Origin of the sequence: Halomonas sp. Bachu 37, assembly GCF_039691755.1 — a bacterium.
GTDB classification, from domain to species: Bacteria; Pseudomonadota; Gammaproteobacteria; order Pseudomonadales; family Halomonadaceae; genus Vreelandella; species Vreelandella kashgarensis.
Genome location: NZ_CP137552.1, coordinates 548,818 through 566,803 on the forward strand (window position 1 = coordinate 548,818; position 17,986 = coordinate 566,803).

The 17,986-nt window shown below is 59.6% G+C and carries 20 protein-coding genes; 12 read left to right on the plus strand and 8 right to left on the minus strand.

Annotated elements, in window-relative coordinates:
- Nucleotides 1-45 precede the first annotated feature (45 nt).
- The 5 genes from R5M92_RS02425 (at nt 46) to trpC (ending at nt 4,761) form a co-directional block, all read left to right on the plus strand.
- Nucleotides 46-726 (plus strand): phosphoglycolate phosphatase, encoded by a 681-nt coding sequence (locus R5M92_RS02425; protein WP_417339108.1) that lies wholly within the window; start codon nt 46-48, stop codon nt 724-726.
- 2 nt (nt 727-728) lie between these two features.
- Entirely contained in the window at nt 729-2,216 is a 1,488-nt protein-coding gene (trpE, locus tag R5M92_RS02430) for an anthranilate synthase component I (protein ID WP_346799216.1), read from the plus strand.
- An 85-nt stretch (nt 2,217-2,301) separates the two neighbouring features.
- The gene (locus R5M92_RS02435; RefSeq protein WP_346797581.1) at nt 2,302-2,892 is read left to right on the plus strand and encodes an aminodeoxychorismate/anthranilate synthase component II; all 591 of its coding nucleotides are present in this window, start codon (nt 2,302-2,304) and stop codon (nt 2,890-2,892) included.
- Nucleotides 2,893-2,928: 36 nt separating this feature from the next.
- Nucleotides 2,929-3,948, plus strand: coding sequence for an anthranilate phosphoribosyltransferase (trpD, locus tag R5M92_RS02440; RefSeq protein ID WP_346797583.1), 1,020 nt, complete (start codon nt 2,929-2,931; stop codon nt 3,946-3,948).
- A 9-nt stretch (nt 3,949-3,957) separates the two neighbouring features.
- On the plus strand, nt 3,958-4,761 hold the full coding sequence (trpC, locus tag R5M92_RS02445; protein WP_346797585.1) for an indole-3-glycerol phosphate synthase TrpC: 804 nt from the start codon (nt 3,958-3,960) through the stop codon (nt 4,759-4,761).
- A 75-nt stretch (nt 4,762-4,836) separates the two neighbouring features.
- Here the strand turns inward: trpC and R5M92_RS02450 are convergent, their stop codons facing one another.
- Together R5M92_RS02450 and R5M92_RS02455 are read right to left on the minus strand one after the other, a co-directional pair.
- On the minus strand, nt 4,837-7,938 hold the full coding sequence (locus R5M92_RS02450; RefSeq protein ID WP_346797586.1) for an FAD-binding and (Fe-S)-binding domain-containing protein: 3,102 nt from the start codon (nt 7,936-7,938) through the stop codon (nt 4,837-4,839).
- A gap of 91 nt (nt 7,939-8,029) precedes the next feature.
- Entirely contained in the window at nt 8,030-8,620 is a 591-nt protein-coding gene (locus tag R5M92_RS02455) for a DUF4202 domain-containing protein (RefSeq protein WP_346797588.1), read from the minus strand.
- 441 nt (nt 8,621-9,061) lie between these two features.
- Between R5M92_RS02455 and R5M92_RS02460 the strand changes: the two genes are divergently transcribed.
- Nucleotides 9,062-10,200 (plus strand): IS3 family transposase gene (locus R5M92_RS02460; protein ID WP_417339047.1). Its coding sequence is split into 2 segments (ribosomal slippage): nt 9,062-9,311 and nt 9,311-10,200, totalling 1,140 coding nucleotides; the frame shifts between segments, so codons are not numbered across the junction.
- Nucleotides 10,201-10,332: 132 nt separating this feature from the next.
- Here the strand turns inward: R5M92_RS02460 and R5M92_RS02465 are convergent.
- Nucleotides 10,333-10,605 (minus strand): Txe/YoeB family addiction module toxin, encoded by a 273-nt coding sequence (locus R5M92_RS02465; RefSeq protein WP_346797591.1) that lies wholly within the window; start codon nt 10,603-10,605, stop codon nt 10,333-10,335.
- Complete coding sequence (locus tag R5M92_RS02470; protein WP_346797592.1) at nt 10,586-10,858, minus strand: type II toxin-antitoxin system Phd/YefM family antitoxin; 273 nt, start codon at nt 10,856-10,858, stop codon at nt 10,586-10,588. Before R5M92_RS02470 ends, R5M92_RS02465 begins: the two co-directional genes overlap by 20 nt.
- Before the next feature lie 196 nt (nt 10,859-11,054).
- Between R5M92_RS02470 and R5M92_RS02475 the strand changes: the two genes are divergently transcribed.
- Together R5M92_RS02475 and R5M92_RS02480 are read left to right on the plus strand one after the other, a co-directional pair.
- Nucleotides 11,055-11,312 (plus strand): type II toxin-antitoxin system Phd/YefM family antitoxin, encoded by a 258-nt coding sequence (locus R5M92_RS02475; protein ID WP_346797593.1) that lies wholly within the window; start codon nt 11,055-11,057, stop codon nt 11,310-11,312.
- Complete coding sequence (locus R5M92_RS02480) at nt 11,300-11,602, plus strand: type II toxin-antitoxin system RelE/ParE family toxin (protein ID WP_346797595.1); 303 nt, start codon at nt 11,300-11,302, stop codon at nt 11,600-11,602. Before R5M92_RS02475 ends, R5M92_RS02480 begins: the two co-directional genes overlap by 13 nt.
- A 283-nt stretch (nt 11,603-11,885) precedes the next feature.
- Here R5M92_RS02480 and R5M92_RS02485 read toward each other — a convergent pair whose 3' ends face one another.
- Nucleotides 11,886-12,200, minus strand: a complete 315-nt coding sequence (locus R5M92_RS02485) for a hypothetical protein (RefSeq protein ID WP_346797596.1) — start codon at nt 12,198-12,200, stop codon at nt 11,886-11,888.
- A 23-nt stretch (nt 12,201-12,223) separates the two neighbouring features.
- Between R5M92_RS02485 and R5M92_RS02490 the strand changes: the two genes are divergently transcribed.
- On the plus strand, nt 12,224-13,072 hold the full coding sequence (locus tag R5M92_RS02490) for a sulfurtransferase (protein ID WP_346797597.1): 849 nt from the start codon (nt 12,224-12,226) through the stop codon (nt 13,070-13,072).
- A gap of 120 nt (nt 13,073-13,192) precedes the next feature.
- Here the strand turns inward: R5M92_RS02490 and R5M92_RS02495 are convergent, their stop codons facing one another.
- Nucleotides 13,193-13,483, minus strand: coding sequence for a type II toxin-antitoxin system RelE/ParE family toxin (locus tag R5M92_RS02495; protein WP_346797598.1), 291 nt, complete (start codon nt 13,481-13,483; stop codon nt 13,193-13,195).
- A complete protein-coding gene (locus R5M92_RS02500) occupies nt 13,476-13,697 on the minus strand; it encodes a TA system antitoxin ParD family protein (protein ID WP_346797599.1) in 222 nt (73 codons plus the stop codon). Before R5M92_RS02500 ends, R5M92_RS02495 begins: the two co-directional genes overlap by 8 nt.
- A gap of 171 nt (nt 13,698-13,868) precedes the next feature.
- Between R5M92_RS02500 and bla the strand changes: the two genes are divergently transcribed.
- The 3 genes from bla (at nt 13,869) to serS (ending at nt 16,999) form a co-directional block, all read left to right on the plus strand.
- On the plus strand, nt 13,869-14,744 hold the full coding sequence (gene bla / locus R5M92_RS02505; protein WP_417339110.1) for a class A beta-lactamase: 876 nt from the start codon (nt 13,869-13,871) through the stop codon (nt 14,742-14,744).
- Nucleotides 14,745-14,834: 90 nt separating this feature from the next.
- Nucleotides 14,835-15,551, plus strand: coding sequence for a ZIP family metal transporter (locus R5M92_RS02510; protein WP_346797603.1), 717 nt, complete (start codon nt 14,835-14,837; stop codon nt 15,549-15,551).
- 170 nt (nt 15,552-15,721) lie between these two features.
- Nucleotides 15,722-16,999, plus strand: coding sequence for a serine--tRNA ligase (serS, locus tag R5M92_RS02515; RefSeq protein ID WP_346797604.1), 1,278 nt, complete (start codon nt 15,722-15,724; stop codon nt 16,997-16,999).
- Here serS and R5M92_RS02520 read toward each other — a convergent pair.
- Nucleotides 16,941-17,786 carry an SIMPL domain-containing protein gene (locus tag R5M92_RS02520; protein ID WP_346797606.1) on the minus strand — a complete coding sequence of 282 codons (846 nt, stop codon included), beginning with the start codon at nt 17,784-17,786 and terminating at the stop codon, nt 16,941-16,943. The two genes, serS and R5M92_RS02520, sit on opposite strands and share 59 nt — an antisense overlap.
- Nucleotides 17,787-17,986: the final 200 nt, after the last annotated feature.

Sequence of the window (17,986 nt, forward strand, 5' to 3'; positions counted from 1 at the left end):
TTAGGGGGTGAAACGTTGCATTCGATATTACGGGACAAACGGTTGATTGCGTTTGATCTGGACGGAACCCTGATCGACTCGGTGCCGGACCTGGCGGTGGCGGTCGCCAAGGCATTGGCCGAATTCGACTTGCCCGTGCCGAGCGAGGCGGATGTACGTGACTGGGTCGGCAATGGCGCGCCGGTGCTCGTGGAACGGGCACTGACCTGGGCGCAACAGTCCGCCCCCACGGCACAGCTGCAGGAACGCGCCTATCAGGTGTTTCTGGATCATTACAGCGCCGCACCGAATGTCCGTACCCACCTTTATCCCGGTGTCGTGCCCGCGCTGGAAGCCTTGAAGCGTGCCGGCTTTACCCTGGTGCTGGTAACCAACAAGCCCGAACGCTTTATCGAACCCATCCTGGATCACTTTGAACTGACGGACCATTTTGCCCTATGGTTGGGCGGCGACTCGCTGGCGCGCAAGAAACCCGACCCGCTGCCTTTGCTGCATGCCGCCGAGCATTTCGGCTTCGCGCCGGAAATGTGCGTGATGGTCGGCGATTCGCGCCATGACATTGGCGCGGGAAAGGCCGCCGGTTTCGCCACCGTGGCGGTCCCGTACGGCTACAACCATGGCGAACCCATCAGCCTTAGCGAGCCCGATATCCTGCTCGATTCCCTGAACCTGCTGCTTTCTCCCGCTTCCCCCACGATCTCTTCCACCTCGACAAGGACAGCTTGATGATGACCCCGGAACGCTTCCAAGAATTCAGCCGGGAGGGCTACAACCGCATCCCGGTGACCCGCGAGGTATTGGCGGATCTGGACACGCCGCTATCCACCTACGTGAAGCTGGCCAATGTGCCGTGGACCTTTCTGCTGGAGTCGGTCCAGGGGGGCGAGAAGTGGGGGCGCTACTCGATCATCGGCCTGCCCAGCCACGAGCGTATCGAAGTACACGGTTTCACGGTTCACCATATCAAGCAGGGGGAAACCCTGGGGGTGACGGAGGTGAGCGACCCGCTGGAGTGGATCGAAACCTTCCAGCAGCGTTTCAAGGTGCCCAAGCTGGACGATCAGCCGCGTTTTGACGGCGGCCTGGTAGGCTATTTCGGCTACGATACCATCCGCTATATCGAGCCGCGGCTGAAGAGCGTGGAAAAACCCGACCCGCTCGGAGTGCCGGATATCCTGCTGATGGTATGCAACGACCTGGTGGTGTTCGATAACCTTTCCGGGCGCTTGACCGTATGGACCCATGCGGACCCCGCCGAGCCCGACGCTTTTGAGCATGCCGTGGCGCGTCTTGACCGCCTGGAAGCCCGCTTGCGCGAAACCAGCGCCACCCTGCATAGCCCGAGCACCGGGCGAGGGGCAGTGGAAGAGAGCGATTTCAATTCCGGTTTCACCCAGTCCGGTTTCATGCGTGCCGTGGAGAAAATCAAGGAGTACGTGCTGGCGGGCGACATCATGCAATGCGTGCCGTCGCAGCGCATGTCGATTCCCTACCGGGCGTCACCGCTGGACCTGTATCGAGCCTTGCGCAGCTTGAATCCCTCGCCGTACATGTTCTATTTCAACCTCGACGACCACCAGGTGGTGGGGTCCTCCCCGGAGATTCTGACGCGGCTGGAGGATGGCGAGGTCACGGTCCGTCCGATTGCCGGTACGCGCAAGCGCGGCCGCAATGAAGAGGAGGACAGGGCCCTGGAAGCGGACCTGCTGGCGGACCCCAAGGAGATCGCCGAACACCTCATGCTGATCGACCTGGGGCGCAACGACGTGGGCCGTATCAGCGAGACCGGCAGTGTCGAAGTCACCGACCAGATGGTGGTGGAGCGCTACTCCCACGTCATGCATATCGTCTCCAACGTCACCGGCAAGCTGAAGCCGGGCTTGACCGCCATGGACGCGCTGCGGGCCACATTCCCCGCCGGCACCGTATCCGGCGCGCCCAAGATTCGCGCCCTGGAAATCATCGACGAGCTGGAGCCGGTCAAGCGCGGCGTCTATTCCGGCGCGGTGGGGTATCTCTCCTGGCATGGCAACATGGATACCGCCATCGCCATACGCACCGCCGTGATCAAGGACGGCCACTTGCACATCCAGGCCGGCGCGGGGATCGTGTCCGATTCGGTACCCGAGATGGAGTGGCAGGAGACACTGAACAAGGGCCGGGCGATCTTTCGCGCCGTGGCCATGGCCGAAGGCGGTCTGAACAATCTCGAATAGACGGGAAGGCGGGTGCCGGCTCACTTGCCGTTTGGGCTATCATCGATTGCCAGCGGCTCAATGGATTCGACGGGGTTAATGGTTCATGTCTCAGAAAGTTCTAATGTTGGACAACTACGACAGTTTCACCTTCAATATCGTGCAGTACCTGGGTGAGCTGGGGGCGGAAGTGATCACTCACCGCAACGACGAGATCACCCTCGAGCAGATCGAAGCGCTGGCGCCCACCCATCTGGTGGTGTCGCCGGGTCCCTGCACGCCCAACGAGGCGGGGATCTCCATGGCCGCCATCGAACACTTCGCCGGCAAGCTGCCCATACTGGGGGTCTGCCTGGGGCATCAGGCGATCGGCCAGGTCTACGGTGGCAAGGTGGTTCGCGCTCCGCAGGTGATGCATGGCAAGACATCCGCCGTACTGCACGACAATCAGGGCGTGTTCGAAGGGCTGGAAAACCCTGTCGAAGTGACCCGCTATCACTCCCTGGTGGTCGAGAAGGCGAGCTTGCCCGATTGCCTGGAAATTACCGCCTGGACCGGCGATGACGATGTGACGCCCGGCCTGGTCATGGGCCTGCGCCACCGCGAGCTGGATATCGAAGGGGTGCAGTTTCACCCCGAGTCGATTCTCACCCGCCAAGGCCACGAGCTATTGGCCAACTTTTTAAAACGCGGCTGATTGCCGGTTATATACGCTTTAGGGGCCCCTCTGCTCATGCAAATGCGAGACGCGATTAATGCGGTGATGCGCCGCGAAGACCTCTCTTTCGATGCCATGCACACCTTGATGCGCCGGATCATGACCGGCGATGCCACCGATGCGCAGATCGGCGGCCTACTGGTCGGTCTGGCGATGAAGGGCGAAAGCGCCGTCGAGATCAGCGCCGCTGCACAGGTCATGCGCGAACTGATGAAGCGCGTCGAACTGAATGCCGAAAACGTCGTCGATATCGTCGGTACCGGCGGCGATGGCGCCAATCTGTTCAACGTTTCCACCGCAGCCAGCTTCGTGGCGTCCGCCGCGGGCGCCCATGTCGCCAAGCACGGCAATCGCAGCGTATCGTCGTCATCCGGCAGTGCCGATCTGTTCGATGTGGCGGGCATTTATCTTGATCTCAAGCCCAAGGAGGTGGCGCGCTGTATCGAGAAGGTGGGCGTAGGCTTCATGTTCGCTCCCAACCACCATCCCGCCATGCGCTACGCCATCGGCCCGCGCCGTGAGATGGGCGTACGTACGCTGTTCAATATCCTGGGGCCGTTGACCAACCCGGCTGGCGCCCCCAACCAGGTACTCGGCGTTTACGCGCCGGAGCTGGTGCCGCTGATGGCCCAAGTGCTGCAAAAGCTCGGCAGTCGCCACGTGATGGTGGTGCATTCGGAAGACGGTCTGGATGAAATCTCGCTGGCGGCGCCCACGATGGTGGCCGAGCTGAAAGATGGCGAGATCACTCAATATACCGTTACCCCAGAAGACTTGGGAATCGAGCGCCAGAGCCTGGCGACACTGAAAGCGACCAGCGCCGAAGACAGCCTGCGGCTGGTCAAGGCGGCTCTCGCTGGGGAAGGCGCCGCCGCCGATATGGTGGCGCTGAATGCGGGTGCCGCGCTTTATTGCGCGGATATCGCCGACACCCTGAAGGAGGGCGTGATACTGGCTCAAGATGCTCAGGCTTCCAAGCTGCCGCTCGAAAAGCTCAAGGAGCTTTCCCACTTCACCAGCGTCTTCAAGGAATAAGAGATTCTCATGACTCAACAGGCAACGCCGACTATTCTAACGCGCATCCTGGCCCGCAAGGACCAGGAAGTGGCCGAGCGCCGCCAAGCGGTTTCGGAAGCCGACCTGCTGGCATTAGCGGACAAGCAGAGCGCCCCGCGTGGCTTTATCGAGGCACTCGATACACGCATCGCGGCGGGAGATCCGGCGATCATCGCCGAAGTGAAAAAAGCCTCGCCCTCGAAAGGTGTGATTCGCGAAGACTTCCATCCCGCGGAGATCGCCAAGAGCTATGCCGAGGGCGGTGCGGCCTGTCTTTCGGTGCTTACCGACGCCGACTTCTTCCAGGGGCACGAAGACTTTCTGATTGCCGCTCGAGACGTATGCTCGCTGCCGGTGATTCGCAAGGACTTCATCACCCACGGCTATCAGGTGACCGAGGCGCGGGCGATAGGTGCCGACTGCATTCTGTTGATCGTCGCCGCACTCGACGACTCCCAACTGCGCGACCTGCACCAGCAGGCCAACCAGATGGGCATGGATGTGTTGGTGGAAGTCCACGATGCCGACGAACTGGAGCGCGCCCTGGCGCTGGACCTGAAGCTTGTCGGTATCAACAATCGCAATCTGCACACCTTCGAGACCAGCCTGAACACCACCCTGGATCTGCTGCCGCGCATTCCCGAAGGCGTCACCGTTATCACCGAATCCGGCATTCATACTCGCGACGACATCGAACTGATGCGCGATCACAACGTCAACGGTTTCCTGGTCGGTGAAGCGTTCATGCGCGAAGAGGACCCGGGCCAGGCGCTGAAAAGGCTGTTCTTTTAAGGCCTCGCCCTACGTATCTCGACAGCGCCCGGCCGGCAATCCGCTTAGCCGGGCGAAGTCGGTTTTAGGCAACGACTAACGGCTGCGCAAGCACTCCAGCAGCGCCTGCAGCGGGTGCGGCAGTACCTGGTCCGAGTAGCGTTTCACCTGGCTACGGCACGAGTACCCAGTGGCCAGCAGCGTACCCGCGTTCTCTTGCGCTTCCACCTGCGGCTGCCAGGACTGGGCGTAGATGGTTTTCGACGTTGCCGCGTTGCGGGTTTCGTGGCCGTAGGTGCCGGACATGCCGCAGCAGCCGGTATTCATCAATTCCAGTTCCAGGCCGAACGCGGCGAATACCTGTTGCCACGCCTTGGGGCTGCCCGGCGCGTTGGTCTTCTCGGTGCAGTGGGAGAGCAGCTTGAAGCCGGGGTCGGCGAGCTTGCGTTGGCTGGGCGCCAAGGTGTTGACTCGGGTCGCCAGCCACTCCTGCAGCATGAATACCTGCGGCACCGCGTCATTGCCCAATGCCTTCACGTACTCCTGGCGGTAGGTGAGCGTCATGGCGGGGTCGATACCCACCATCGGGACGTCGAACCGCGCTAAGGCACGCAGCCGTTCGGCCTGCTTGGCGGCGGTACGCTCGAAGGCGCCGAGAAAACCCTGCACCTGCAGCGGCTTGCCGTTGGCGGAGAAGGGCATCACGAACACGCGCAGGTTGAGGCGCGCCAGAAGTTCCACCACGTCCATCACCAGCTTGGCTTCAAAGTGCGTGGTGAAGGCGTCCTGGACGATGATCACGCTGTTGGCGCGCTGCTGTTCGGTCAGAAATCCCAGTGACAGCGGCGTGGCCTCGGCGACGCCCCAGGCCTTGAGCTGCTTTTTCACGCTGGCGCGGGAGAGGGCAGGGGAGTCGCTGATGCCCACGGTGTCGCGCATCAGCCTTTCCACCCAGCGCTGGCCGATCACGGCGTTGTACAGCGGTGCGGCCTTGGCCATTGTCGGCAGCATGAATTCGGTGCCGCCGATGATGTAATCGCGCAGCGGGCGCAGGTAGCGGCCGTGGTAGACCTCCAGGAACTGCGAGCGGAACTGCGGCACGTTGACCTTGATCGGGCACTGCCCGGCGCAGGACTTGCACGCCAGGCAGCCCGCCATGGCGTCGTACACCTCATGGGAGTAGTCGTGGTGCTGCTTGCGGCTCAAGGTGTTGGCCAGGCGCAGCGGGAAACGCTTGATGAAACCCCAGCCCCCTTCGGCTTTCTTCTTGCGCGACTCCTCGACCACGTCGATTCCCGCATTGGACTGCAGGCGTAGCCACTCGCGGATCAGGCTGGCGCGGCCCTTGGGCGAGTGGCGGCGGTCTCGCGTGGCCTTCCACGACGGGCACATGGGGTCGTCGACATCGTAGTTGTAGCAGGCGCCGTTGCCGTTGCAGTAGACCGCGGCATCGTACGCCTGCCAGGCGCGCTCATCGATGGTGCGGTCGAGCTGGCCACGGGTGGTCACGCCATCGATGGTCAACAGGTCGGGGTCGCTGTCCTTGGCGATCAGTTCGCCATCGTCGGCGGGCGAGGCGATCTTGCCGGGGTTGAGCTGGTTGTACGGGTCGAACGCGGCCTTTACCCGCTGCAGGCTGGGGTAGAGCTCGCCGAAGAACTTGGGCGCGTACTCCGAGCGCACCCCCTTGCCGTGCTCGCCCCACAGCAGGCCGCCGTACTTCTGCGTCAGGGCGGCGACTTCATCGGAGACCGCGCGAATCAGCGCTTCCTGCTCGGGGTCCTTCATGTCGATGGCGGGGCGCACATGCAGCACGCCCGCGTCCACATGGCCGAACATGCCGTAGGAGAGCCCTCGGGCATCCAGCGCGGCACGGAACTCGGCGATGAAGTCGGCCAGGTGCTCCGGTGGCACCGCGGTATCCTCGACGAACGGAATCGGGCGCTTCTCGCCCTGGACGTTGCCCAGCAACCCCACCGAGCGTTTGCGCATGCCGTAGACTTTCTGGATCTGCCCGCGCCCTTCGGCCAGGGTAAAGCCGAGCCGCTCCACGGTGGTGTCCCGGCTCAGGTGGTCAGTAAACGCCTGGACGCGGCTTGCCAGCCGCTCGGGATCGTCATCGTTGAACTCGATCAGGTTGATGCCGCGAATCGGCGCGGCACCGGTCGCGGGGAAGAACTCCGCCACGCTGTCCCAGACGAAATCCTCCATGGCCAGCCGGAGCACGATGTCATCGACGGTTTCGATCGAGGTCGGCAGCGCCGCACTGGCCTTCAGCGCCTTGGCATCCCGCAGGGCGTCCATGAAGCTCGTGTAGCGGACATTGACCAGGGTCGAATGCTTGGGAATCGGCAGCACATTGAGGACGGCTTCATTGAGAAAACCGAGCGAGCCTTCCGAGCCGCACAACAGGCTGTTGAGGTTGAGCCGCCGCTGGTCATCGCGCAGATGGGCCAGGTCGTAGCCGGTCAGGCAGCGGTTGAGCGGGGGGAATTTCGCCGCAATCAAGTCGCGCTGCTGGTCGATGATCTCGGCGGCGGTGGTGTGCACGCGGCCCACGATACCTTCCTGCTCGCGCTCGGCCTGTTCCTCGTCCGGCGTCAGCGCGCGGCTGTGCAGGTGCCGGCCGCCGAGCAGCACGGTATCGAGTTCCAGCACGTGGTCGCGGGTCTTGCCGTATTCGCAGCTGCCCTGGCCGCTGGCGTCGGTGGAGATCATGCCGCCGATGGTGGCGCGGTTGGAGGTCGAAAGATCCGGGGCGAAAAACAGCCCATGGGGTTTGAGGGCCGCGTTGAGCTGGTCCTTCACGACGCCTGCCTGCACGCGCACCCGGCGGTTCTCGACGTCGATTTCCAGAATCCGGTTCATGTGGCGGGACACATCCACCACGATGCCGTCGGTGAGCGACTGGCCGTTGGTGCCGGTGCCGCCGCCACGCGGGGTCAGGACGATGCCCCGGTGGGAGGTTTGCGCGGCGAGCCGGGCCAGGCGCTCCAGGTCTTCGGCATGCTTGGGGTAGACCGCTGCCTGGGGCAGGCGCTGGTAGATCGAGTTGTCCGTCGCCAGTACCGTGCGGTGGGCGTAATCCGGGGAGGTTTCGCCTTCGAAGCCGCGTGTCTTCAGGGCTTCAAGAAACCGTACGTAATCGTTGCCCAAGCGTTCAAACGGGGCGGTACGCGTGTCCAGGGATGCAATCATAGTCGAGCAAGCCGTCAGTGCCGGGGGCGCAATATAAGGAAGGCCACTACTTTACCGCAGGCACCGGCCGGCTGCATCTCGAGGTGGCGGCTCACTCGGCGCCGAGCGCTTCCTTGACCAGCGCCGCCGAGGACTCGGACATGGGCAGCCCCAGGGCCAGCTCGTGGGCGCGGGGCGACATCTTGCGCCAGGTCATCTGCACGATCCGCACCAGGTGGTCGTGCTCGATCTTGCGCGAAAAATCGGCAAAGTAGTTCTCTAGGAACACCAGGCAGGCGCAATCTTCCAGCGCCTGTACATCGGCATCCCGGCCCAGGCCCTTCTTGCGGATGATCGTTGCGGCACGCTCGGCGTCTTCGTCGCGATAGCCCGCCTCGCGCATCAGCCGGGCGGTGGTATCGCCCCCCTGCGCGCCCTGGTCGCGCCGCCAGGTCAAATACCCCACACGCCCTTCGGGGTACTGCTCGCGCGGCACCTTCCAGCGCTGCAAGTGCTGGGCACGCACCGCCAGGCGCAGCACGTCATCCGGGGCATCGTGTACCTTATCCAGCCAGCCGCTCATGCGCTGGGCATAGGCCAGTTCTTGGGGCATGGGCGTACCATCGGCGGTAACCGTGGTACGCGGGTCCTCGGCGTGCAGCGCATCGATGGCGGCTAGCGTTTGGTCAAAAGCGGTATTCATGGCAACGGTGCTCGGCTAGAAAAGCGATTTATTGACGCGAATCACTAGATTGCCGAGAAAACCCGTAAACCACAACCGCTGCAGGAGATGCCCAGAATAGCGTTACCTACCACCCGCCATGAAAGGTACGGCTGAAAAACCATTGAAAATTCAAATTCTTATCACTATACCCAGCAGTAGCCATTCTCTAGCAAAATAGAAGCCCTGTTTGGACACCCCGATACCGACTGATCAACGGCTAGGAAGGAAAGTCTGAATAACTGCCGATTTTCTTCAACTCCCGCTTGAGCCGACAAAAACCGTAAGCTCAGACACTAATTTCCTATTATCTTTGTGTTTTATGCCCGTTTCCCGCCCTTCGTGACCCTCTCCCCGAATTCTGGACAGGCATAACAAGAGATTCCGGCACACACTAAGAAAACCCTCATAGGAGGATGTGCCGTGAAAAAATCCCGTTTCACTGAGGAGCAGATCGCCTTCGCCCTCAAGCAGGCGGAGCTGGGGACGCCGGTCGCGGAGGTGTGTCGCAAGCTGGGTATCAGTGAGCCCACGTTCTACGCCTGGCGCAAGAAATACGGGGGCCTCGGGCCCTCGGAGCTGCGTCGCTTGAAGCAGCTGGAGGAGGAGAATCGCAAGCTCAAGCAACTCGTGGCCGACCTTTCCCTGGACAAGGCGATGTTGCAGGATGTCCTCGGAAAAAAGCGTTGAGCGCGTCGCGCAAGCGACAGCTGGCCCAGGACTTGGTTGATCAGTTCGGCGCCAGTACACGGCAGGCCTGTGGCGTCCTCGCCCTGGCGCGCTCGGTGTTTTACTACCGCAGTCAGGCGCAGGACCAGCGCCCGCTGTTGCAGCGGATCCACGAGATCACCGCCACCCGGGTACGCTACGGCTACCGGCGTGTCCATGAGTTGCTCAAGCGCGAGGGCTGGGAAGTCAACCATAAACGCGTTTATCGGTTATACCGCGAGGCTGGGCTTAGCCTGCGTCTCAAGCGCCCCAAGCGCCATCGGATGGCTGCCACCCGGCGCGAACGTGTTTTGGCCACGGGGCTGGATCAGGTCTGGAGCATGGATTTTGTCAGCGATGCGCTGTTCAACGGCAAGCGTCTGCGGGCCCTGATGCTGGTCGACGAGTTCAGCCGCGAATGTCTCGCCATCCACGTTGACAGTTCGATCGTCGCGGCGAACGTGGCCGAGGTCATGACCCGCTTGAGCGAAAGGGGACGCCATCCCTCACAGGTACGGGTCGACAACGGCCCTGAATTCGTCTCACGCGTGTTGGATCGTTGGGCTTACGAGCAGGGCGTCACATTGGACTTCAGCCGCCCAGGCAAGCCGACGGACAATGCTTTCGTTGAGTCCTTCAATGGTAAGTTCCGGGCAGAATGCCTGAACATCCATTGGTTCCTGTCACTGGACGATGCGCGGCAGAAGATCGAAGCCTGGCGACAGGACTACAATCAGCTCAGACCCCATTCTTCATTAGGCTGGCTAACGCCTGAAGAATTCGCTGCAAGTCGATGTTCGACAGCAATTTGCAGCGAAACAACGGCCGGAACTTCTAACAATGACCGGTCCTGATATGGGGTGAGGGTCAAATTCGTCATGATCAGAGCTTAATGCCTGGTCCGAATTTCGGGGACCACCTCATTTTGGTGTCACCTTTTTTTGTTCCAAAAAGGCGCCACAAAAATTTGCTCGGTGAGCCGGGCGTTAGGGCTGGTCGTAGTGTCCTCCAATGGCGAAAACGTAAATGGATTTGTCGTCGAATCGGTATATGAGTCTGTCTTTCTGTGAGATGCGCCGTGACCACAAGCCTGATAAGTTGTGTTTAAGCGGTTCAGGTTTGCCGATGCCGATTGATGGGTCGTCAGAGCGGAGCATTTCTTTCAGCAATTTGCAGAGAGCTTTATGCAACTTCTTGTCTTTCTCTCGCATCTGTTCATAGGCTTCCCAAGTGCTACCCTCAAATACCAGTGATCTCATTCATCTGCTCATCATTAGGTGTGTATCCTTGGCCACGGCTGTGAGTGTCGAGGGAGGCCGCAATTTGCTGCAGCAGGTCTCTACTCTGAAGAACATGCAGGGTTTCTTGTTCCCTTTCCCAGTCTTCAGCGCTCATAATCACGAAAGCCTCTCCGGCGCGGCGTGTCACTTTGAGAGGCTCATGTCTATTAATCACCTGTTCTACAAGGCTTTTTAGGTTGTCTCTGAATTTGTTTACACTGATGATATCCATAATTCCACCATTACGTACGGAAACTCCGTACAACTATATCGCAATAGCCCTAACAAGGCCAGTCACGGCGACGGTTACTACATTGCGGATTCGCCTCCATTCCGTAACCGCGCGTGCTGAGCGGCGTTAGCTGTGATTGCCTCTCCCGCGCAGTGATACTATAGTGTCACTGTAAATTTGTATCAGGGGGAGCCCCATGAAAGTAGAGCTTGTTACAAACCTTAAGCGTCAAGCCACAAAAATTCTGGCAGACCTGCATCTGTCCAAAGAGCCGGTACTGATCACTGAACATGGCCAGCCATCCGCTTATCTTGTTGATGTGCAGGATTATGAGTTCATGCAGCGCCGACTTGAGTTGCTTGAGGGGCTCTCTCGGGGAGAGCGCGCTGTACTTGAGGGCAGAACGTACAGCCAAAGTGAGGCCAGGGAGAAGATGAGTCAATGGCTGAAATAATCTGGACGGAGCCCGCCCTTCAACAACTGGATGCCATCGCTGACTACATTGCTCTGGATAACCCTGCTGCCGCAAGCCGTCTGGTCCAGGACGTTTTCGATAAAACCGAGCGTTTGGAAAATTTTCCCCAATCCGGCCGGATGCCTCCTGAGCTCCCCAATTCGGTATACAGAGAAGTAGTGGTTCCACCATGTCGCGTTTTTTATCGTGAGGATGAGCAGCGGGTTCTCGTCCTCTATGTCATGCGAGAGGAGCGGCAGCTTCGTGCGTACATGCTGGGAAGCAGCTAACCAGACGCGGCACTCGGATGCCTTTGCCTCCGCTGCGCTGCGTCAAAGTCACCGGTATGCTCTGCGTTAGGATGCTGCAAAATCCTCAGTTGAGGAGGATTGCGGCTGCGAGGTAAGTAGTCTCGAAGTGAAGATTGCGAGGTTTGGCGTGGATGCTAAAATCCCCGCCTGCATCGGCCAACACTAGGGTCTGTTGACGTTTCATTCACGGCCGCGCTGGAGTCAGTTTTTATTCTGGGCAAGGCAGGAGAAGAGACGTTTGGTTATTCCAAATGAACGACGACTAACGCCGCAGCGGATAAAAACTGACCCAGCCCTTCGGGTTGCGCATCAAAATGCGCCATCCTGCGTTGCGAAACTTGAAAAGGGAATAACCCTTCCCTGCGTTCCGCTCCTTGCCTGGCACATTTTGATGCAGCAACGCGGTTCGCGATGAAACGTCAACAGACCCTAGAGAAAAAGGCAATATGAACACGGCTCCCGTACCGATCCAATCGGCACGCCCGGCGCTCTGCAGCTCGTCGATCAGCATGCTGCGGATTACGCGATCCGCGTCAACTTGCTGGTTGCGCCCATCCGCGATCATGTACTGTTGCATGTCGACCTAGACCGGAGAACGCCATGCCTTCCCCCCTCGTGACCACCGACTGGCTGCAGGACAATCTGGATAACGAACATTTGGTACTGATCGACGCTAGCATGGCCAATGTCGTTGGCAAGGAGCCGATCGTTTATGACCGTCCTATGTTGATCCCGGGAAGTTTTCGGATCGACCTGGAAGGGGCGCTTTGCGATACCGGAGCTTCCCAAGCTCACGCCTTCCCGACGGAAGAGCAGTTCACGGCGGAGGCCTGTAGATTGGGCATCGAGCCCGAGAGCCTGGTGGTGTTGTACGACGATCAGGGTATCTACTCGGCACCACGAGCCTGGTGGATTCTGCGGGCTATGGGCCTCAAACAGGTGTTTGTTCTGGATGGTGGCCTGCCGCAGTGGTTGGCCGAAGGGCGGGACACCGATTCTGCTTCGGTTGCATATGCGGCCAAGCATGGCAGCGTGGTTGGTAAGCTCGACCACACCCTGGTTCGAGATTCTGTCTACGTTTTCCAGCATCTGGAGGACGAGCGAGTAACGGTCATCGATGCGCGATCACAGGAACGTTTCCTGGCGCAAGCGCCAGAACCCAGGCCTAGTGTGCGCGGTGGCCACATCCCCAATTCCCTCAACCTGCCGTTTACAGAGGTGCTGGAGGGTTATCGGTTCAAGCCAGCCAGCCAGCTGGCGTCAACGTTTGCCCACCTCGCTCCCTCCCTTCAGCCCAACAACGGGCACCAACTGGTGTTTTCCTGTGGTTCCGGCATCACCGCCTGCATCATTCTGCTGGCGGCCGAGCTGGCCGGGTATACTGAGCTGTCGCTGTACGACGGTTCCTGGGCTGACTGGGGGAGCAATGAGTCATTGCCGGTGGCGTAGCGGACATCATTTCGCTACAAGGGGAATTGGCGGTTCCTGACAATCACAGGCACGGCGACGTCTACTCTATTGCGGCTCTGCCTCCATTCCGCAGCTGCGCGTGCTGTCTGCGTGAAACCATCATTTTCTTCGTTTGAGATCGCGGTAGAAATTTTCGTGTGAGCCCAAGGCCATCAGTTCAAGCACCAGAGCGCCATCATCAAAACTGTAACCCAGCAGAGTCAGCTGTTTGTTCATGTTGAACTTATGGACTCGCAGAAAGGCCAGATTCCCTTTCTTTTGTTCTCCAGTGTCGGGGTTGGCCATAAGATCCTTAATGGCCAAATCAAGGTCCTTTTTCGGGTTGGGCTGGAGCTTCTTCACTGCTTTCTTGAATGTAGGGGTTTGTAATACACTCGTGGCCTTAACCAAAATCGTATGCCTCCAGCTTTCCGGCGTCCCGTTCTGCCTGCGCGATGATGGCCTGCCTCACGAACTCGTAGGGTAAATCGGGGTTATCTTCCATCATCTCGCCGATTTTTGCCCAATGTTCTATTTGCTTGGGTGGGGTCCGGTTAAGCGCTTTAGCTATAATGGTGGCTTTTTCAATCAGGTTTTGATCTAAACGAATGCTGTTCGTAGGCATTTGTAGCTCCATTGTTGAATTTTCTTGATTGTAGCAAAGAGCTACAAATGAGACGAGTTGCCACGGTCGCCGTTGCCGGATTGCTTTCCCGCTGGCGCTACAAAGCAGCAGCAAAGCGCGGAATCATGCAGTTTTAAGTCACGTGATGAGAAATTTATGAGTACTCAACCGATGAAGTCGTTGTTAACGTTTTCTGTCGCTGTTTTTCTTACCGTATCGGCATCAATTGCATCTGCTGACGGCCATGACTCCCTGATTGACACTGTGGAGCGAATCGCTGGCGAATTAGAGGCTCGTGTGGGCTTTGCCGCTCATGATGTGGAGTCGGGCCAGCGGTGGGAATATCACGCTGACCAGCGATTTGCGATGTCCAGTACGTTCAAGACGCTCGCCTGTGCCGCCCTGCTTCACCGGGTCGATACGGAAGAGGAGAGCCTCGACAGAACGGTGAGTTTTTCAGAGTCAGATATCGTGACCTACTCCCCCGTCACGGAGGAATACGCCGGCAGGCAAGCGATGACCCTTTCGGAGCTTTGTGAAGCGGCTCTGACGATGAGCGACAACACAGCCGCGAACTCGATTTTGCAAGCGCTGGGTGGGCCGGAAAAAGTGACAGCGTTCGCGAGGAGCTTGGGTGATGAGGTTACGCGTCTTGATCGCTGGGAAACGGAACTCAATGAAGCTGCACCAGACGATCAACGGGATACGACGACTCCAAATGCGATGGTAAAAAATCTCGAGCGTTTGCTGTTGGGCGACGCGTTATCCGTAACTTCCAGGGATCAACTACGGGACTGGCTTGAGAGAAACCAGGTTGCGGATGAGCTTTTTCGCGCTGCTGTACCGGAAGGCTGGATTATGGCAGATCGTACTGGGGCTGGCGGTTTTGGATCGCGATCTATAACCGCCATGATTTGGCCACCGGAGCGCAAGCCTATCGTGGTAGCTCTATATTTGACGCAGACGAAAGCTTCTTTCTCCGAGAGGAACGAGGCGATTGCCGAGATAGGTGACGCAATAGTGTTAGCGGTGAATACCGACCGGTAAAGCATGACCAGTGGCTGTGGCGAACGCACCCGCGCGGCAGCAAGATTGCCGCAACACTAGGCGTTAACTCCTGGAACTTTCGAGTACCTCATGAGTAACCTGCTTCAAATTACGGTCTTGACGTTGATCGCGGGGCTTGCCATGCCCATCGGGGCGTCGATTGCGGCGGTCGAGCGAATTCGTCCGAACTGGCTGGAAAACGAATTGCGCCACAGTGTCATCGCCTTCGGTGGCGGCGCGCTTCTCGCGGCGGTGGCGCTGGTGCTCGTTCCCGAGGGCATACGCACGCTATCGCCGTTGGCGATCTTCGTTTGCTTTGCCGGTGGCGGCGTCACGTTCATGATCCTCGATAGGCGTTTGGCAGCGAACGACGCGCCGGTTAGCCAGCTGATCGCCATGCTGGCCGATTTCATACCGGAGGCGCTGGCGCTTGGGGCGACCTTTGCCTTGTCGCGGGATGCCGGGCTGCTGCTGGCGGGTGTCATTGCCTTGCAGAATTTTCCTGAAGGCTTCAATGCCTACCGGGAACTCAAATCATCGACCCATTATCGTCGGCTACAGATCATCGGCGCTTTTATCCTGATGGCCATGCTGGGTCCGGCGGCTGGCTTGTCCGGGTATTTCGTGCTTTCGGGCTACCCGAAAGTGGTGTCCGCTATCATGCTGTTTGCCGCCGGTGGCATCCTGTACTTGATTTTTCAGGACATTGCGCCTCAGGCCAGATTGAAGAAACACTGGGCGCCTCCCTTGGGCGCCGTGGCGGGGTTCTTGCTGGGCGTCATGGGGCAAATCCTGATCGAGGGATGAGAATGCGCATGGCTCCCCCAGCATGACCGTCTACTCGCCCTGACCATGCGTGCCCGCAAGAAACCTTGCCCCCATGGCTCCGCGCTGCGCTTTTGCCTACAATAGATGGCTTTCTCGACGTGCCTTCCGGGGCATTGACTTTCCGATTTCCGGCCAAGAGACAGGACCTTATGCTCGATCCGAAACTGCTGCGTGGTGATCTCGATAATGTCGCCCAACAATTGGCCCGGCGGGGCTATGTGCTCGATACCGAGCAGCTGCAAGCGTTGGAGTCTCGGCGTCGTGAGCTGCAAACCCAGACCGAACAGCTGCAGAACGAGCGTAATACGCGCTCCAAAGCCATCGGCAAGGCGAAGGCCAACGGCGAGGATATTCAACCGCTGCTGGATGAAGTCAGCGACCTGGGCGACCGCCTGGACCGGGCCAAGCGTGAGCTGGCCGAGGTACAGGAGGAGTGGGACGATGCCATTAGCGGTATTCCCAACCTGCCCCACGAAAGCGTTCCCGAAGGCAAGAGCGAAGACGACAACGTCGAGCTGCACCGCTGGGGCACGCCGCGCGAGTTCGATTTCGAGGTGCTGGATCATGTCGACCTGGGTAAGAAATCGGGCTATCTCGATTTCGATCTCGCCTCGAAGCTGACTGGGGCGCGCTTTGCGGTCATGCGTGGTCCTATTGCGAAACTGCACCGGGCCCTGGCGCAATTCATGCTGGATACGCAAACCGAGCAGCACGGCTACGAAGAGTGCTACGTGCCGTACATGGTCAACCGCGATTCGCTGATGGGGACCGGCCAGTTGCCGAAATTCGGCGAAGACCTGTTCAAACTGGATGACGAGCGCGAGTATCACTTGATTCCGACGTCGGAAGTGCCGTTGACCAACTTCGTGCGCGATGAAATCGTCGAGCAGGCGGCGCTGCCGATGAAGCTGACGGCGCACACGCCGTGCTTCCGCAGTGAGGCGGGTTCCCACGGGCGCGATACCCGCGGCATGATTCGCCAGCACCAGTTCGACAAGGTCGAAATGGTGCAGATCGTCGAGCCGGAAACGAGCTACGACGCGCTGGAAGAGATGCGCGGCCACGCCGAGGCGATCCTGCAGGCGCTGGAATTGCCGTATCGCGTGGTCACGCTGTGTACCGGCGACATGGGCTTCGGCGCGGCCAAGACCTACGATCTGGAAGTGTGGCTGCCCAGCCAAGATACCTATCGGGAGATTTCCTCGGTATCCAACTGCGAGGATTTCCAGGCGCGGCGCATGCAGGCGCGTTTCCGCCACCCCGAATCGAAGAAGCCGCAGCTGCTGCACACCTTGAACGGCTCTGGCCTGGCCGTGGGGCGGTGCCTGCTGGCGGTAATGGAAAACCACCAGCAGGCGGATGGCTCGGTTACTGTTCCTGAGCCGTTGCGTCCCTATCTGAAGGGCGCGGAGCGCCTTCAGCTGTAAGCGACCACTGCACGTTGACCCCGGCATCGATGCTGATGGTGCCGGGGCGGTATTCGCTCTGGCCGCCGGCGCTTTCCGCGCTGTCGGCACGCATCGACATCATGCGTGGGGAGAAGATGGGCGACTGGGTCTCTTGCACCTGGGTGATTTCGCCGAGGGTGATATCCAGTGTCTTGGCCATCAACTCGGCTTTGTGGCGTGCCTTTTCCAGCGCTTTGACCAAGGCCTCGTCGGTGGCGGCTTCGCGGTCCTGCAGGTCGAACTGGACGCCGTCCAGCGAGTTCACACCGGCGCTGACCAGGGCGTCGAGTATCTCTCCCAGCTGATCCAGATCATTCAACTCGACCTCGACGGGGCGTTCCAGGCGGGTCCGCACCAGGGTCTTGCGCTCCTCATCTGCGTTTCGCGGGCCGGATATGTGTTCGGGCTGGATGTTGAGCGATCCCGCATTGATGGCATCACGCGCCAGGCCAGCGTCTTCCATCTGGCGAATCAGGTTGCCGGTCCGCTCTTCCAGCCGCTCCCGGGCTTCGGCGAGCGCGCTGCTGTCCTGTTGCTGATCTTCATGCTGCGCTATGGCGGGGGTGCGCTCCCACAAGCGGGCATTCAGCGTGGCCTTGTCCGGCTCGACTTCCACCGACGCTTGGGCTTGAATGCTCAAGGATGGGGGCGGGGCGTTTGAGGCCATGGCGGATGGTGCCGATACTAACAGTCCGGTGGCGAGAAGCGACGCGGCCGCCGAAGCCAACATTGAGGAGCGCAAGGCGCGAGTAGTAAAAGAGATCATGGCAAGCCTCTTGAAACGGGTAATTGATCGAAAGATATTATCTGCAGGAAACGGATGCCTCGTGTCGTCTGGCTTGGAAGTTTAGAAAGTCGTAAAGTTCATTTCGTCGGACCTGAGTTTTGTGCGGCTGAGGGCTGCACGGTAGTGGTTTATGCGATGTACGGTTTATCAAACGCTGGGTAAATGCAGTTAAAAGTTTG

Excerpts from the sequence above, each read along its gene's own strand:
- trpE (WP_346799216.1), top strand. The coding sequence starts at position 729 with ATGACCCCGGAACGCTTCCAAGAATTCAGCCGGGAGGGCTACAACCGC.
- R5M92_RS02435 (WP_346797581.1), top strand. The coding sequence starts at position 2,302 with ATGTCTCAGAAAGTTCTAATGTTGGACAACTACGACAGTTTCACCTTC.
- trpD (WP_346797583.1), top strand. The coding sequence starts at position 2,929 with ATGCAAATGCGAGACGCGATTAATGCGGTGATGCGCCGCGAAGACCTC.
- trpC (WP_346797585.1), top strand. The coding sequence starts at position 3,958 with ATGACTCAACAGGCAACGCCGACTATTCTAACGCGCATCCTGGCCCGC.
- R5M92_RS02450 (WP_346797586.1), bottom strand. The coding sequence starts at position 7,938 with ATGATTGCATCCCTGGACACGCGTACCGCCCCGTTTGAACGCTTGGGC.
- R5M92_RS02455 (WP_346797588.1), bottom strand. The coding sequence starts at position 8,620 with ATGAATACCGCTTTTGACCAAACGCTAGCCGCCATCGATGCGCTGCAC.
- R5M92_RS02465 (WP_346797591.1), bottom strand. The coding sequence starts at position 10,605 with ATGAGATCACTGGTATTTGAGGGTAGCACTTGGGAAGCCTATGAACAG.
- R5M92_RS02470 (WP_346797592.1), bottom strand. The coding sequence starts at position 10,858 with ATGGATATCATCAGTGTAAACAAATTCAGAGACAACCTAAAAAGCCTT.
- R5M92_RS02475 (WP_346797593.1), top strand. The coding sequence starts at position 11,055 with ATGAAAGTAGAGCTTGTTACAAACCTTAAGCGTCAAGCCACAAAAATT.
- R5M92_RS02480 (WP_346797595.1), top strand. The coding sequence starts at position 11,300 with ATGGCTGAAATAATCTGGACGGAGCCCGCCCTTCAACAACTGGATGCC.
- R5M92_RS02485 (WP_346797596.1), bottom strand. The coding sequence starts at position 12,200 with ATGCAACAGTACATGATCGCGGATGGGCGCAACCAGCAAGTTGACGCG.
- R5M92_RS02490 (WP_346797597.1), top strand. The coding sequence starts at position 12,224 with ATGCCTTCCCCCCTCGTGACCACCGACTGGCTGCAGGACAATCTGGAT.
- R5M92_RS02500 (WP_346797599.1), bottom strand. The coding sequence starts at position 13,697 with ATGCCTACGAACAGCATTCGTTTAGATCAAAACCTGATTGAAAAAGCC.
- bla (WP_417339110.1), top strand. The coding sequence starts at position 13,869 with ATGAAGTCGTTGTTAACGTTTTCTGTCGCTGTTTTTCTTACCGTATCG.
- R5M92_RS02510 (WP_346797603.1), top strand. The coding sequence starts at position 14,835 with ATGAGTAACCTGCTTCAAATTACGGTCTTGACGTTGATCGCGGGGCTT.
- serS (WP_346797604.1), top strand. The coding sequence starts at position 15,722 with ATGCTCGATCCGAAACTGCTGCGTGGTGATCTCGATAATGTCGCCCAA.
- R5M92_RS02520 (WP_346797606.1), bottom strand. The coding sequence starts at position 17,786 with ATGATCTCTTTTACTACTCGCGCCTTGCGCTCCTCAATGTTGGCTTCG.